The sequence below is a fragment of the Virgibacillus aidingensis genome, from assembly GCF_010994035.1.
Classification (GTDB): domain Bacteria; phylum Bacillota; class Bacilli; order Bacillales; family Amphibacillaceae; genus Virgibacillus_N.
Map to the genome: position 1 here is coordinate 45952 of NZ_WIXN01000015.1, position 16079 is coordinate 62030.

The following is a 16079-nucleotide window of genomic DNA, read 5'->3' on the forward strand; positions in this document are numbered from 1 at the left end:
TCCACAGCTGTACATGAAATAGAACCACATTCTATTTGCTGAAGCGGATGCTACGAATTACGGCAGCGAACTGCGGAAAAAAAAATGAAACAAAAAAAGTTGAGGAAAGTGGTTTTCTCAACTTTTTTTGCACCTGGGGAAAGTTAATTTCAGTGTGCGGATACGTTTTTATCATCGAGGGTAATTTTTTACGGCGAAGGCAGCGTGCCAGGAAGCTTTCATTTAAGCAGGATTGAGCTGCCGGACCCTGCAAACGGAACAAACAAAGTGCGTTTCTTATCCTCCCATGTAAAAAACATGCTAAAAAAAGCCGATTTTTTAAATTTTTTTCTGGCATAATCGGCGAGTATTTGTTTATAATGTATGGTATGGTTTAGCTGAAGTCCGGGAAAATAATATACTTTGAGAAAAATATTTTTATGAATAACCATGGCAACAGCCTTCAATATAAGAGTAAAGGGAGTGCATGACCGTGAGCTTGAAAAATTACAGCCACGATGAATTGGAAAGAATGTCCATGATTGAACTGGCAAATGCAGTACTGATGGAAGAGAAAAAAGCAATGGATTTCAAAGAGATTTTTGAAAAAATTGCCGAAGTGAAAAATTTATCCGAAACAGATAAGCAAACAGGAATTTCCCAATTTTATACAGATCTAAATGTGGATGGCCGCTTTCTCACGATTGGTTCCAACAAATGGGGACTTAAGCGCTGGTATCCGGTAGACCAAATCGATGAAGAAGTAACAGCTGCTCCAAAAAAGAAAAAGAAGAAAAAGAAAAAAGCAGCAGCTGCGGTAGAAGAGGATGTAGGACTGGAAGAGGAAGAATTGGATATTCCGGATGAAGAGATGGATGAAATCATTGATGATTATGATGAAGAGGAAGAAGAAGTCGTCGATGAATTGGATGCAGATGCTGAATTTGAAGAGGAAGAAGAAGATAAAATTTAATAATAAGCCGGCTTGACTTTTACAGGCAGGATGAGTACAATTTTTATTGGGCTCTATAAGTGTAATTATAGCGTTTCCCCCATGGTATGAGGGGGAGACGCTTTTATTTTTTAAAAAGACCTTGCACTATGTATCTTCTTCATGCAAAAAACCTTTAATACATTCGGTTGACACAGGACAAGCATAAAATGGTTTTCTATTTACATTAACCCGGGAAACATAGTAAAAATGTAAAAAGATGAAAAAGCAAACAAACGCGTTCCTTACCGTATTATACAGAAGCTCTTTTATAGCATGTAGTATTTACCTGGAACATAAAGCCTTTCGTATTCCCGGGGTTTTTCTGGGAAAGAAAAACTTTTTCAGTCTACGAAAATAGAAGTATCCGGGCGCCTCCGGCATTTATTTGAAGAATCCTTAATAAAATCTTCATGCTTACCTGGGTTATTGCACATCCTTTTAATAGGACAGGAAGTAATTATAGTAAAAGGTGAATAGCACCCTGCAATTATCATGCGCTTTTTTAAAAAAGGAATACGAAAATAGAATACGGCAGGAAAGAAGGATGAATCATGACGAAGTATATTTTTGTAACAGGTGGCGTAGTATCATCACTGGGAAAAGGAATTACAGCTGCATCTCTGGGCCGCTTATTAAAAAATCGGGGGTTGAAAGTAACGATTCAAAAGTTTGATCCGTACATTAATGTCGACCCCGGCACCATGAGTCCTTATCAGCATGGCGAAGTATTTGTCACCGAAGATGGTGCGGAAACAGATTTGGATTTAGGACATTATGAACGCTTTATAGATATTAATTTAAATAAATACAGCAATATTACAACTGGAAAAGTATATTCCAGTGTCATCAGAAAAGAACGGCGCGGCGATTATCTTGGCGGTACCGTCCAGGTGATCCCGCATATTACAAACGAAATCAAGGAGCAGGTATTTCGTGCCGGTGAAGCAACCAATGCTGATGTAGTTATAACAGAAATCGGCGGCACGGTTGGGGATATAGAATCTCTGCCATTTCTGGAAGCGATCCGCCAGATTAAAAATGATGCAGGAAGAGAACAGGTGATGTACATTCACTGTACATTGGTTCCATTTATTAAAGCAGCAGGTGAAATGAAAACAAAACCAACCCAGCATAGTGTTAAAGAATTGCGTTCTCTGGGAATCCAGCCGGACGTTATCGTTTTGCGCACAGAACAGGAAATCAGTGAAGAAATGAAAGAAAAAATTGCCTTGTTCTGTGATATCAACAAGCAATCCGTCATTGAAATGCAGGATTCAGAAAATTTATATCAGGTTCCCCTTTCCCTGCAGGCGCAGCATCTGGACCAGATTACTTGCGACCACTTTAATCTTGACTGCCATGAAGCGAAAATGGATGAGTGGAATTTGCTTGTGAAAAAAGTGGATAATCTGTCCAAATGCGTGGAGATCGGGCTTGTCGGAAAATACGTGGAACTGCCTGATGCCTACCTTTCCGTAGTGGAAGCCTTAAAGCATGCAGGATTTGATTTTGATGCAGATATTAAAGTGCATTGGATTAATTCGGAAAAATTAACAGAAGACGGGATTCGCGAAGCACTTTCTAAAGTTGATGGCATTATTGTCCCGGGCGGTTTTGGAGACCGGGGAATTGAAGGGAAAATTTCCGCTATCAAGTATGCAAGGGAAAATAATGTCCCATTTTTGGGCATATGTCTTGGCATGCAGCTTGCGACCGTAGAATTTGCCAGAAATGTACTCGGGCTGGAGGGAGCACATTCGACTGAAATAAACCCGGCTACTGCACATCCTATCATTGATCTGCTGCCGGAACAGAAAGATGTGGAAGATATGGGCGGAACTTTGCGGCTGGGCATCTACCCATGTGAATTGAAGGATGGAACAAAAACAAAAGCTGCTTATGACGAACAGGACGTCATCCATGAAAGGCACCGCCACCGGTATGAATTTAATAATTTATACAGGGATCAAATGGAACAAAATGGATTTATTTTTTCCGGTCTGAGTCCGAATGGCAGGCTCGTGGAAACAATAGAAATTGAAGGACATCCATGGTTTGTAGCTTGTCAGTTTCACCCTGAGTTTACATCACGCCCAACGAGACCACAGGGTTTATTTAAAGGGTTTATCGGTGCATCAGTAACACATCGCGAATCGGCAAACAAATAAATAGTTGGCTGCGAAAGACTGTTTAAATCTGATTAAGCAGTCTTTCGTTTTTATGCTAAATTAATCAGTCTGGCAGGATTTTTCCCTGAAGATATAGAATAGATATATAAAGAAAAATAAGAAAAGGATAGTATAATTCTCCATATACTTGGGGGAACAGCAGGGGAAGTTATTTGGGGGGAAGAAGCTTGGCTATGCATAAAGAAATACTGATCATTGATGACCAGCCTGGAATTAGAATGCTATTAACAGATGTTTTTGAAAATGAAGGATATAAAGTAACAACAGCGGCCGATGGGGAAGAAGCAATAAAAAAACTATATGAAAACAGGTACGATGCAGTGCTTGTGGATTATAAACTGCCAATCATAAGCGGGGTGGAAATTCTGCGGAAGCTTGAACAGGATAATATAAATGTACCGATCATTGTCATGAGCGGACTGGCTGATGAAATAGAGAAGGAACTGAGTGAATTTCAACTTGTAAAAGAAGTCCTGGGAAAGCCTTTTGACATTCAGCAGCTGGTGGGAAACGTCAAAAAAATAATCGGATGATTTCCGGGACTGTTGCTTATACGCCTCGTTGTTGGTATTCTAATATTGGGACATATGCGGACTGTCACAGGAGAATGGAATTCGCCGCGTAGCCTAAAGGAAAATTATATTCATATGGCATGTGCTGCGTGCCCATACATAGTTTAAAAGGAGGATTTTCCCTATGAAGTTTTTTATAGATACAGCAAATATTGAAGAGATAAAAAAGGCAAATGAACTTGGAATTTTGGCTGGTGTAACCACTAATCCAAGCCTTGTTTCAAAAGAAGGCGTCTCCTTCCATGACCGCCTGCGCGAAATTACCGATGAAGTATCAGGCTCTGTGAGTGCGGAAGTCATCGCCGAAGATGCAGAAGGAATGATCAGCGAAGGGAAAGAACTGGCTGCCATCGCCCCTAATATTACGGTGAAGGTGCCAATGACACTGGAAGGATTAAAGGCAGTGAAGACTTTTAGTGATTTAAACATAAAAACAAACGTCACACTTATTTTTAATGCCAATCAGGCACTGCTTGCTGCCCGTGCAGGTGCATCCTATGTATCCCCATTCCTCGGCCGTCTGGATGATATAGGCCATGATGGAATGGAACTGATTGCAACGATTTCGGAGATATTCAATAAGCATGATATCCAGTCCCAGATTATTGCCGCGTCCATCAGGCATCCATTACACGTCATCGATGCCGCAGTTAATGGTGCACATATTGCAACGATTCCATTTAAAGTGCTGGAGCAGCTTGTTAAACATCCGCTGACCGATCAGGGGATTGAAAAATTTCTTGCTGACTGGAATAAGGCATAAACACTCATAAATTAAGGAAAACATGACCAAACTATAGATAAATCCAAAATGCATAATGGGGCATTTTCTTTAATGAAAAACCTGAAATGAGGGGTCAGCCCCCATGAAAGCGGGGTATAATAGATGCAAAAGATGCTAGTGGAAGGCGGCCATTTACTTCATGGCCAGGTGAGGATCAGCGGAGCGAAAAACAGTGCGGTTGCTTTATTGCCGGCAGCTATTTTGGCTGATTCTGGCGTGACGATTGAAGGGCTGCCGGATATCTCCGATGTGTACACACTTGGCGAATTACTGGAAGAAATTGGCGGTTCCGTTTCCTGGGACGGGCAAACTGTTCATATAAATCCGGAAAATATGGTTTCCATGCCGTTGCCCAATGGCAAAGTCAAGAAGCTCCGTGCATCCTATTATTTTATGGGTGCCATGCTCGGGAAGTTTAAAAAAGCTGTAATCGGACTTCCAGGAGGATGTTTTTTAGGGCCGCGTCCCATTGACCAGCATATTAAAGGGTTTGAAGCACTTGGTGCCGAGGTAACAAATGAACAGGGTGCTATTTATTTGCGTGCAGATGAATTAAAAGGGGCGAGAATTTACCTTGATGTGGTAAGTGTGGGCGCGACAATTAATATTATGCTTGCTGCAGTAAAAGCCAAGGGAAAAACGATTATTGAAAATGCAGCAAAAGAGCCGGAGATTATTGATGTAGCTACTATTCTTACCAACATGGGCGCAAAAATTAAAGGTGTGGGAACCGACGTAATCCGAATTGAAGGTGTGCCATCTTTAAGCGGCTGTAAACATACGATTATACCCGACCGGATTGAAGCTGGTACATATACTATTGCCGCTGCAGCCCAGGGAAAAGAAGTGATCATTGATAATGTTATCCCGCAGCACTTGGAATCACTTCTGGCGAAACTGCGCGAAATGGGAGTGTCTGTAGAAGAAAGCGATGAACAATTACTGGTCAAGCCTGGAAAGGTTCTTAAAAGTGTTGATATTAAGACGCTCGTTTATCCCGGTTTTCCCACCGATCTTCAGCAGCCATTCACCTCACTATTGACTAAAGCAATCAACACAGGCGTGGTGACCGATACCATTTATTCCGCCCGTTTAAAACATATTGATGAACTAAGAAGAATGAATGCATCGATAAAAGTAGAAGGCGGTTCCGCCATAGTCTCCGGCCCGGTGCAGCTGGAAGGTGCCAGGGTGAAAGCAACCGACCTTCGTGCAGGAGCAGCTTTGATTATTGCCGGACTGATGGCAAACGGGATTACGGAAATAACCGGATTGGAGCACATAGAAAGAGGCTATGAGAAGATTACCGATAAATTAAACAATCTTGGGGCAAAAGTCTGGCATGAAGAAATGACAGAGGAAGAAATCATTCAATTTCAAAACTCTTAATTACCAGTGCTCAACATAAAGAAAGCCTACTAACGAGGAGAGGGAAAACATGGAAAGAAGCTTAACAATGGAATTAGTGCGTGTGACGGAAGCTGCAGCTTTAAAATCAGCCCGATGGATGGGAAGAGGAAAAAAAGAGGAAGCAGATGATGCGGCAACCTCGGCAATGCGTACTGTATTTGACACTATCCCCATGAAAGGCACTGTAGTAATCGGGGAAGGGGAAATGGACGAGGCTCCAATGCTATATATTGGGGAAAAGCTCGGTACAGGAGATGGCCCCGGCGTAGATGTAGCTGTCGACCCATTGGAAGGAACCTCCATTGTAGCCCAGGGAACCTGGAATGCACTATCGGTCATCGCAATTGCAGATGAAAAAACATTATTGCATGCACCTGACATGTATATGGATAAAATTGCTGTGGGGCCCGAAGCCGTCGGCAAAATTGATATCAATGCACCTACTATTGATAACCTGAGAGCAGTGGCAGAAGCGAAAAATAAAAATATAGAGGATATTGTTGTCACGGTGCTTGACCGTCCCCGCCATGATAAGCTGGTGGAGGAAATCCGTGAAGCAGGTGCAAGAATTAAGTTAATACCAAACGGTGATGTGGCCGGAGCCATTAATACTGCATTTGAAGAGACAGGTGTTGATATATTAATGGGAATCGGCGGTGCCCCTGAAGGCGTTATTTCAGCTGTTGCACTGAAATGCCTTGGCGGGGAAATCCAGGGCAGACTGGTGCCTTCAAACGAAGAAGAGGAAGCACGCTGCAAAAGCATGGGGATTACTGATATAAATACGGTGTTTTACATGGATGATTTCTGCAGCGGGGATGATGCCATTTTTGCCGCCACTGGTGTAACAGACGGTGAATTATTAAAGGGAGTCCAGTTTAAAGGCGTCAAAGCAACAACACAAACAGTAGTTATGCGCGCTAAAAGCGGAACAGTCAGGTTTATCGATGGAGAACACAGTCTCCAGAAAAAGCCCGATCTTGTGATGAAGTCATAATTTCTACCGGCCGTGGTACCTGGGTAAAAGTTGGCAAAAGGTATGGAATACATTTTGACTGGGTACACTGAGTATATCCCCCAGTATTCCTATTTTACGAAGTACCTGCCGTAAATCGAGGAAAAGGAAGCCTCCATTTATTTCTGGCTTCCTTTTCTATTAAATTTTAAAATAGAGTTGAATATTACTAAATAAAAGAGTAAGATTTAATTACTTACAATATTTCCTGTCTGTTCAGAGAGGAAACCCGCCATTATAAAAGATATATTTATTTTTTGCCTGCATTAATGCAATTAAGCTGCGCAGCCAGCCCGGTCTGAATGCGCACAGTCTGAACCTGACAGCAAAAAGCCCGGTTTATTCAACGACGGACTTCTAATCTAGCTTCTAAATTTTTCTTCTTGCCTGATCCTGTAATGACCTTCCATAGCAGTAAGGAATCTCAGCAAAGATAAGATGTTACAGTTGGGCCGCTTCTGAATTGTAGTCAAATTATTATTAAAAAACATAACAGTTAGATAGGTTGGTGATTTTATGGCATTTACAATCTCTCATTTGGAAACCTTAACATTGAAAGAAATTTATACATTGGCAAGAGAATATAAAGTTTCCTATTATGCCAAATTGACAAAAAAAGAATTGATATTTGCTATATTAAAAGCACAGGCGGAAAAAGACGGATTCCTGTTCATGGATGGGATCCTGGAAATCATTCCTTCAGAAGGATTTGGTTTCCTGCGTCCGATTAATTATTCTCCAAGTGCAGAAGATATTTACATTTCTGCTTCGCAAATCCGCCGATTCGATTTGCGGAATGGAGATAAGGTGTCCGGAAAGGTAAGACCGCCAAAAGAAAATGAAAGATACTACGGCCTGCTGCATGTGGACGCGGTGAACGGGGATGATCCGGAAACAGCCAAGGAGCGTGTTCACTTTCCGGCATTGACACCGCTATACCCGGAACGTGCGATGACATTGGAAACGAATACGAGAAAAATATCGACACGCATTATCGATTTAATGACACCGGTAGGCTTTGGACAGCGGGGGTTAATTGTAGCTCCGCCAAAAGCCGGGAAAACGACATTGTTAAAAGAAATTGCCAACAGCATTTCCGAAAACCATCCGGAGGCCAAGCTGATTATTTTGCTGGTGGACGAACGGCCGGAGGAAGTAACTGATATCGAACGTTCTGTTCATGAAGACGTGGATGTAGTCAGTTCCACTTTTGACGAAGTGCCGGAAAGCCATATTAAAGTTTCCGAGCTTGTACTGGAGAGGGCCATGCGGCTTGTTGAGCATAAGCGGGATGTAATCGTGCTGATGGATAGTATTACACGTCTTGCCCGGGCGTATAACCTGGTTATCCCGCCAAGCGGACGGACACTTTCCGGCGGTATTGACCCTGCGGCATTCCACCGTCCAAAACGATTCTTCGGGGCAGCCAGAAACATTGAAGAAGGCGGCAGTTTCACCATTCTTGCCACAGCGCTTATTGATACAGGCTCAAGAATGGATGATGTGATTTACGAGGAATTTAAGGGAACGGGGAATATGGAACTGCATTTGGACCGCAGCCTGGCAGAACGAAGAATATTTCCTGCTATCGATATTTTACGATCGGGTACAAGGAAAGAGGAATTGCTGGTTGATAAAAGCCACCTCGATAAAATGTGGGCAATCCGCAAAACAATGCAGGATTCCAACGATTTTCTTGACCGCTTCCTGAGAAGGCTGAAAGCATCCAAGAGCAACGAGGAGTTTTTGGCACAAATGGAAGAGGAAATGAAGCGCAGAGGAATGAAAAGATAGCATCCGTTCTATAAGCCGGCACCTTTGGAGCAGCAAAAAGAGGAGCTTTGTTACAGGAACAGGAAATGTTTGGATAGGACTTATTTTATATTTCATCTATTGCATTCAAAACTTGAGACTGTTATAATCTTTTTATGTGAGTTTTGATAAGGTATTTCACCTGTGACGGCTCTTACAATAACTCTGGTTCAAAAGGAATCAGGGCAAAAAGGAGTGGAAGACATGAAAAAGGATATTCATCCGGAGTACAGAAAAGTTGTATTTTTGGACACGAGCTCAGACTTTAAGTTCTTAAGCGGTTCTACACAGTCATCTGAAGAAACCATTGAATGGGAAGACGGCAACACGTACCCATTAATTCGAGTAGAGATCAGCTCTGATTCGCACCCATTCTACACAGGGAAGCAGAAAACCGATAAAGTCGGCGGCCGTGTTGATCGATTCAAGAAAAAATATAACATGAAATAAAGTGCGGAAGCGGCAGAAAAGCTGCTGTCTGATGACGGCCGCTTTCAAACGCTGAAGCAAAATGAATAAAGGACTTTTAGCGAAGTCCGGGAAGACAGGCAAAACGTCTATATTTTGCCTGTTTTTTTACTTTGTATACAGGATAGTTATATCAGGAAAGTGCAGGCACCACTGGGTTATGGTGCCGGACTTTCCGATAATACATAAAACAGCATTTATTTGACAGAAAAAAGAATAGGGGAAGGGAGTACCTTGACCATGTACGTCATGAAACAGAATGGATGGGTAGAAGTAATTTGCGGAAGTATGTTTTCCGGAAAATCAGAGGAATTAATCCGCCGCATTAAAAGAGCGACGTTTGCCAATTTAACCGTACGCGTATTTAAACCATCCATCGATGATCGATATAATGAAGAAGCAGTTGTTTCACACAACGGCAATTCCATCATAGCTCTTCCTGTCATATCTTCAGAAGAAATACTGAACAATGTGGATGAAAGCATTGATATTATTGGCATTGATGAAGCACAGTTTTTTGATGAAAATATTGCCGGCGTTGCAGAATCACTGGCGAATCAGGGAATCCTTGTAATTGCTGCTGGATTGGACACCGATTTCCGGGGAGAACCATTTGGACCGATGCCAAAATTAATGGCGCTGAGTGAATCAGTCACAAAGCTAAACGCCATATGCCCTGTATGCGGTTCGCCGGCAAGCCGCACCCAGCGTCTCATTAACGGTGAGCCTGCCTCCTACAATGACCCTGTTATTCTGGTCGGCGCGGCCGAATCCTACGAGCCAAGATGCCGCCACCATCATGAAGTACCGAATAAGCCAGTAAAAAAAATAACAAAAGGTTTGACAGAAACTGTAACTGAATAAGGCGGGCGGGACAAAACAATTTTAGTAAATAGAAATCCAAACATTCTTAAATTTGCGCTAAAACCCGCTCCGGAAATACAGGAAAATTCCAGCGGAAGAAAGGTCTAAAGAGAATGTAAAAAATAAGCTCCAGTAAAAATGAGTAAATACGTTTCCCGCTGAACCCAATGGTGACCGTGCGTAAATCGGAAATATCCCGCAGCCCGAAATGCCTCAAATTTCAGGCTGCCCCTTTTTATTCCCGTTTTAAACGTTATTAAGTCAGGAAAAGCGCTTATTACTAGCCCGTACCTTCTCCAATATAATTTTGACCTGGCCCCTCGAGTATACTATAATTATACTGTTAGTCTGAAAGAGGTGATCGTGATGTTGGAACGTTTGCAATCATTGGAAGATCGTTACAACAAATTAAATGAACTGCTGAGTGATCCGGAAATCATAAACGATACAAACAAACTCCGCGAGTATTCGAAGGAGCAGTCCGGCCTGGAAGAAGTGGTGCAGGCTTATCGTCAATACAAAGAAGCGGATTCCGAGTTAAAAGATGCGAAAGAAATGCTGGAAGATGATCTTGACGATGAAATGTATGAAATGGCAAAAACAGAAATAGCAGCGCTCACAGAAACGATAGATGAACTGGAAGATAAAATGAAAATTCTGCTTCTGCCGAAGGATCCGAATGATGATAAAAACGTCTTTATGGAAATCCGCGGGGCTGCCGGCGGGGACGAAGCTGCATTATTTGCCGGCGATCTTTACCGCATGTATTCCCGTTATGCAGAGCAATATGGCTGGAAAACAGAAGTAATGGAAGCGAGCACGACAGGTGTAGGCGGCTATAAGGAAATTATTTTTATGATTAATGGCAATGGCGCTTATTCCAGATTGAAATATGAAAATGGTGCACATCGTGTGCAGCGTGTGCCTGAGACGGAATCCGGAGGGCGTATCCATACTTCGACGGCAACGGTAGCTGTTTTGCCGGAAGCACAAGAAGTGGAAGTTGATATTAATGAAAAAGATATCCGCGTGGACACGTTCGCATCCAGTGGTCCCGGCGGGCAAAGTGTAAACACGACAATGTCTGCTGTACGGCTGACGCATGAGCCGACCGGGATTATTGTATCCATCCAGGATGAAAAATCACAGATTAAAAATAAGGAAAAAGCAATGAAAGTGCTCCGTGCGCGCATTTATGACAAATACCAGCAGGAAGCACAGGCGGAGTATGATGAAAACAGAAAATCAGCGGTAGGTACCGGTGACCGTTCAGAGCGGATCCGCACGTATAACTTCCCGCAGAACCGGGTGACAGACCACCGCATTGGTTTGACGATCCAAAAGCTGGACCAGATTTTACAGGGAAAGCTGGATGAATTTATTGATGCCCTGCTGCTGGAAGAACAGGCGAAAAAGCTGGAACAAATAGGTGAATAAAATGACCAGACAATATGAAGTCCTTCGCCGGGCTTCTCTTTTTTTAGAAAAGCACCGGCGGGAAGCACGCGTGGCGGAATTACTCCTCCAGCATCATTTAAATGTATCAAGAGCGGTATTTTTTACGAAGATGCAGGAGCATGTGCCGGAAGACATTTTAAGCCAATTTGAAGCAGACATAAGGAAACATGCAGAAACCGGAGTGCCCATACAGCATGTAACAGGTAATGCGGAATTTTATGGCCGAAGCTTCTTTGTGAATGAAAATGTATTGATCCCAAGGATGGAAACGGAGGAGCTTGTGCAACACGTGATTAAGGAAGCGGAAAATATGAAACAGTCGCCGGTAAACAAAAACCGCCCACTTTCTATCATAGATGTTGGTACAGGAAGTGGCATCATTGCCATTACCTTAAAGCTGGAGCTTGAAAAAGCATCGGTGTTTGCAGCAGATATTTCCGTAAAAGCACTGAAAACAGCAAAAGAAAATGCTGAAAAACTGCAATCGGATGTAACCTTTGTACAGGGTGATTTTTTACTTCCATTTATGAAACAAGACATAAAGGCTGACGTGATTGTTTCCAACCCGCCTTACATTGCCAAACAGGAAAGACCGATGCTGGCCGATACGGTTAGGGATTTTGATCCGGAAATCGCATTATTTGCCGGTGAAAATGGGCTTTTGGCATTTCAGGAAATCATAGCCCAATCCCCATCTGTATTGAATAAAAATGGTCTTCTTGTATTTGAAATTGGCCATGAGCAGGGAAAAGCAGTCCGGCAACTGATTAAAAAGGTTTATCCGAATAGCACCGTGAATGTAATCAAAGATATTAACGGAAAAGACCGGATTGTTTCGGCAAAACTCTCTGCCGAATAATCCGGTCTTTTCTATATTTCAAGGTGTTTGGCCAACCCTTTCCATCTGGTTTAGAAGACAATTTAAAAATAAATAAGAGATTGCTAGTTTAAAATATTTACTGCCTGCCCATACTGATGTTAAATCAGAAAAACAAAGGAGCAGGAATCATGAAGAAACTTCTTTTATTCGTATTCATATCTTTTATATTATTCTTTACTTTGCCTTCCCAAACTGTGAGCCATGAGGCAAGCACTGACGAAGAATATCAGGTCATTCCCGATGAAGCAATCAGACTGCGCATCCTTGCCAATAGTGACAGTGAGAAGGATCAGCAAATTAAATATATGGTAAGAGATGAAGTTAATGAAGAAATTACGGAATGGGTAAAAGATATTACTGATATTGATCAAGCAAGAAATTTAATAGAGTCCCGCACACCTCAAATTGAAAATATAGTAGAAGATGTTCTGGCAGAAAAAGGAGAAGATAGAGATTATAGCGTTGACTACGGAAAAAATGTGGATTTTCCAACAAGACAATACGGTCCCTATGTTTATCCGGCAGGTGAATATGAAGCCGTATTGATTACCATTGGGGAGGGCAGCGGATCCAACTGGTGGTGTGTACTGTTTCCGCCATTATGTTTTCTCGATTTTTCCAATGAGGCAAGTGCAGCTGCAAAGGAACCCGAAGAAGCTGAGAGCACTGAAGAAACCGAAGAAACGGAAGAAACCGAAGTGAAATTTTTCTTATTTGAATGGCTGGGCTGGTCATAATTCCTCTTAAAATGCATAGAATATAGAAAAGCTGCCGATACTATCATAGCTGCTAGAGCAGGCAGTTAAACTTCCAGCGACATAGGGAAAGGAGGAAAGTGCAGACATATCTGCGCACCAAATGATGAATCTAATCCGAGCGAATCAAGTTTCTGTAGAAAAAATGGAAGCATTTCTGATGAATAATGAAAATGTAAAAAAAGACGGACTGATGAAGCATGGATATGTAGTAGAATTGAACGACAAAATCGAAGGGTGTTTTGTACTGGAAGAAATGGATAATGAAATGTATTGGCTGAAGCAGCTGTACATAACAAAAAATGAAGCAGCAAAATTGCCGGTACTATTGGAATCTATATTGGTACTTGCTAAAGAACAGCATGCAAAAAAAGTATATGTGCACAGTCATCAGCCAGTTGTTGATATTATTTTGGATGCACTGCAGTTTCATCCACAAAAGGGGAAGCTGTTTGTGGATAAACATACAAATCAGGAAGGAAATTGGTGGTCTTACCAAGTTTCATAATAGGCCCCACTCCCATGTGAAATGTTGTGGGTAAACTGTGGAAGGTTTGTGTGTAAAACGATATTTCTGTGAATAACTTCTGTATCATTTTTCTCTCATTCCAAAAAGTCTATAAACACTTAGATAACGCTGAGTAAGCATTTATTCAAAGCGTTATTTAGGTGTTTTTTTATGTTCAACTATAACTGCCTGTTTTAATTAAATAACCGTAAAGCGGAAGCGGTGCCGGGGGAACTGGAAAGAACGGAAAAGTCCACAGCAAATAAGGGGCTGGGGCAAAGACTGCGGTAAGAAAACATGGCGATAAAGCATTTGAGCAAATATATTCTGTGGGAAAGCCCGTGTGCAGCTCTATGGCATATCACCTGTCTTAAAGCATCTTTATTGAGCGGAAAGTCAGCTTTGTTTGGGTTTTAATACTGATTTTCCATTAACGACATTTATTCTTTATATATTTTCCAAGATAGGATAAATTGTGTAGAACCTGTGGATAGATTATTATAAATAACTTTTTTCTTAATAAAATCGATTTTCAGAAGGAAAGGGTAAAGTTATCCACAAACAAGGATAAACATTTCCGCTATTTTTGCGAATTCTGCTTTTTTCCATTAAACTAATAGAGAGAAATGAGGTTGCAGCAATGGAAACAAAGTATTGGGACTTAAATGATACATTATATACGGAAAGTGCCATTTCTGAGGCGGCGGAATTGCTGTTAAAGGGAGAAACCGTTGCCTTCCCGACGGAAACAGTTTACGGGTTAGGCGCTGATGCAACAAATCAACAAGCTGTAAGCAAAATATTTGAGGCAAAAGGACGACCGCAGGATAATCCTTTAATTGCTCATGTGGCAGCAAAGGAACAATTAGCCGGACTGGTCGAATCAACACCTGGATATGTGGATAAGTTAATTGATCAGTTTACCCCGGGTCCGCTTACTTTTATCCTGCCGCATAATGGAAAATGTGCAGGTAATGTGACAGCCGGGTTATCCACTATCGCTATAAGAATACCTGATCACCCTGTGGCACGCGACTTGTTAACAGCCTGCCGTGTTCCGCTGGCAGCCCCCAGTGCCAATGCTTCCGGAAAACCTAGCCCGACAACCGCACAACATGTATGGGCTGATTTAAATGGAAAAATTGCCGGCATTCTTGATGGAGGAGCTACCGGGGTTGGATTGGAATCAACAGTTTTGGACTGTACAGGGGACATCCCTGTTATTTTGCGGCCGGGCGGAGTGACCAAAGAAGAACTGGAGAAAGCTGCAGGAAAGGTGCTGCTTGACCCCGGTATAATGAATGAGCATGGCAAACCCAGATCACCCGGAATGAAGTATAGGCATTATGCTCCCGAAGTAGACCTGTGGTTAATAGAAGGGACGGCAGAGCAGATTCAGGAAATGATAGATAAGGAAAAAAGTCATGCAAAAATGATAGGGGTGATGGCGCAAACCAATGTGGCAGCTCAACTCCATGCCGATCAGGTTTTTGATCTTGGAAACCAGCCGGAAGAAATCGCAGCCAAATTATATGATGCGTTAAGAACATTTAAAGAAGGGGATGTTGACCTCATTATATGTGAAGCATTGCCCGAAAAAGGCATCGGGCAGGCTATCATGAACAGACTGAAAAAAGCGGCAGCGAAACATATCGGGGTTTGACTCCTCCATCGTTTCTATGAGGTATTTTCACGGGACGTTAGCTTGCACATCATAATCCTTTTTGGACATGCATATATTTTACAAGTATGTCCAAGGGGGATGCGCAGATGTCAGTATATATTGGCGAGGTTGTTTCATATATTTTTTTAGCCTTAGCATTGGGAATGGATGCTTTTTCCGTCAGTCTTGGACTGGGGATGCAGCGGCTGCGGCTCAAACGGGTGGCGTTAATTGGTTTTGTTATCGGAATATTTCATATTATAATGCCTTTTATGGGAATTATGCTTGGAAAAGTCATCTCCACGCAAATCAATGAATTAACTGTATTGGCAGGCGGTTTGTTGTTGGTGGGGATTGGGGCGCAAATGCTATTTTCGGCTTTTAATCATGAAGCGAAAAAAATTATACAGCCGATCGGTACCGGTCTTTTACTATTGGCTTTTGGGGTAAGCATTGACAGCTTTCCGGTTGGTTTGAGCCTGGGCTTATCCGGTGTAAAAACAGTAATGGCATTACTTCTGATTGGGGCAGCCAGTATGCTGTTGTCCTGGACGGGAATGATTGCAGGCCGAAAAATGTACGGCTTTCTCGGCGCCTATAGCGAAATGCTTGGAGGAAGCATTCTCATCGGTTTTGGACTGCATTTAATATTTTAATGCAGGAAATTCCCCGATTGATTGAGCCTGTCCCTTAAAAACCTATTCCCCACCCATGCTTGCAGGCTGTTT

The 16079-nt window shown here is 42.3% G+C and carries 15 protein-coding genes; all 15 read left to right on the plus strand.

Features of this window, described 5'->3' with window-relative positions; all coding sequences use genetic code 11:
- Positions 1 to 466: 466 nt before the first annotated feature.
- The 15 genes from rpoE to GHD25_RS13370 all read left to right on the plus strand — a co-directional run bounded on the left by rpoE (position 467) and on the right by GHD25_RS13370 (position 16007).
- Complete coding sequence (rpoE, locus tag GHD25_RS13300; RefSeq protein ID WP_462943753.1) at positions 467 to 952, plus strand: DNA-directed RNA polymerase subunit delta; 486 nt, start codon at positions 467 to 469, stop codon at positions 950 to 952.
- 572 nt (positions 953 to 1524) lie between these two features.
- Positions 1525 to 3141, plus strand: coding sequence for a CTP synthase (locus tag GHD25_RS13305; RefSeq protein WP_164217613.1), 1617 nt, complete (start codon positions 1525 to 1527; stop codon positions 3139 to 3141).
- Between the two features lie 194 nt (positions 3142 to 3335).
- Positions 3336 to 3695 (plus strand): response regulator, encoded by a 360-nt coding sequence (locus GHD25_RS13310; RefSeq protein ID WP_164217713.1) that lies wholly within the window; start codon positions 3336 to 3338, stop codon positions 3693 to 3695.
- Between the two features lie 163 nt (positions 3696 to 3858).
- Positions 3859 to 4497 carry a fructose-6-phosphate aldolase gene (fsa, locus tag GHD25_RS13315; protein ID WP_164217615.1) on the plus strand — a complete coding sequence of 213 codons (639 nt, stop codon included), beginning with the start codon at positions 3859 to 3861 and terminating at the stop codon, positions 4495 to 4497.
- A 123-nt stretch (positions 4498 to 4620) separates the two neighbouring features.
- A complete protein-coding gene (locus GHD25_RS13320; RefSeq protein WP_164217617.1) occupies positions 4621 to 5907 on the plus strand; it encodes a UDP-N-acetylglucosamine 1-carboxyvinyltransferase in 1287 nt (428 codons plus the stop codon).
- A gap of 49 nt (positions 5908 to 5956) precedes the next feature.
- Positions 5957 to 6925 carry a class II fructose-bisphosphatase gene (glpX, locus tag GHD25_RS13325; RefSeq protein WP_164217619.1) on the plus strand — a complete coding sequence of 323 codons (969 nt, stop codon included), beginning with the start codon at positions 5957 to 5959 and terminating at the stop codon, positions 6923 to 6925.
- A gap of 534 nt (positions 6926 to 7459) precedes the next feature.
- A complete protein-coding gene (rho, locus tag GHD25_RS13330) occupies positions 7460 to 8737 on the plus strand; it encodes a transcription termination factor Rho (protein WP_164217621.1) in 1278 nt (425 codons plus the stop codon).
- 222 nt (positions 8738 to 8959) lie between these two features.
- Positions 8960 to 9205: a type B 50S ribosomal protein L31 gene (locus tag GHD25_RS13335; RefSeq protein WP_164217623.1), complete on the plus strand. Its 246-nt coding sequence runs from the start codon at positions 8960 to 8962 to the stop codon at positions 9203 to 9205.
- A 258-nt stretch (positions 9206 to 9463) separates the two neighbouring features.
- Entirely contained in the window at positions 9464 to 10087 is a 624-nt protein-coding gene (locus GHD25_RS13340) for a thymidine kinase (protein WP_164217625.1), read from the plus strand.
- A 366-nt stretch (positions 10088 to 10453) separates the two neighbouring features.
- A complete protein-coding gene (prfA, locus tag GHD25_RS13345) occupies positions 10454 to 11524 on the plus strand; it encodes a peptide chain release factor 1 (RefSeq protein WP_164217627.1) in 1071 nt (356 codons plus the stop codon).
- Between the two features lies 1 nt (position 11525).
- Positions 11526 to 12404, plus strand: a complete 879-nt coding sequence (gene prmC / locus GHD25_RS13350) for a peptide chain release factor N(5)-glutamine methyltransferase (protein ID WP_164217629.1) — start codon at positions 11526 to 11528, stop codon at positions 12402 to 12404.
- 149 nt (positions 12405 to 12553) lie between these two features.
- Positions 12554 to 13162: a stage II sporulation protein R gene (spoIIR, locus tag GHD25_RS13355; protein ID WP_164217631.1), complete on the plus strand. Its 609-nt coding sequence runs from the start codon at positions 12554 to 12556 to the stop codon at positions 13160 to 13162.
- 121 nt (positions 13163 to 13283) lie between these two features.
- Positions 13284 to 13688: a GNAT family N-acetyltransferase gene (locus GHD25_RS13360; RefSeq protein ID WP_240452366.1), complete on the plus strand. Its 405-nt coding sequence runs from the start codon at positions 13284 to 13286 to the stop codon at positions 13686 to 13688.
- Positions 13689 to 14328: 640 nt separating this feature from the next.
- Positions 14329 to 15351, plus strand: a complete 1023-nt coding sequence (locus tag GHD25_RS13365; protein WP_164217633.1) for an L-threonylcarbamoyladenylate synthase — start codon at positions 14329 to 14331, stop codon at positions 15349 to 15351.
- Positions 15352 to 15458: 107 nt separating this feature from the next.
- A complete protein-coding gene (locus GHD25_RS13370) occupies positions 15459 to 16007 on the plus strand; it encodes a manganese efflux pump MntP (RefSeq protein ID WP_164217635.1) in 549 nt (182 codons plus the stop codon).
- Positions 16008 to 16079 lie beyond the last annotated feature (72 nt).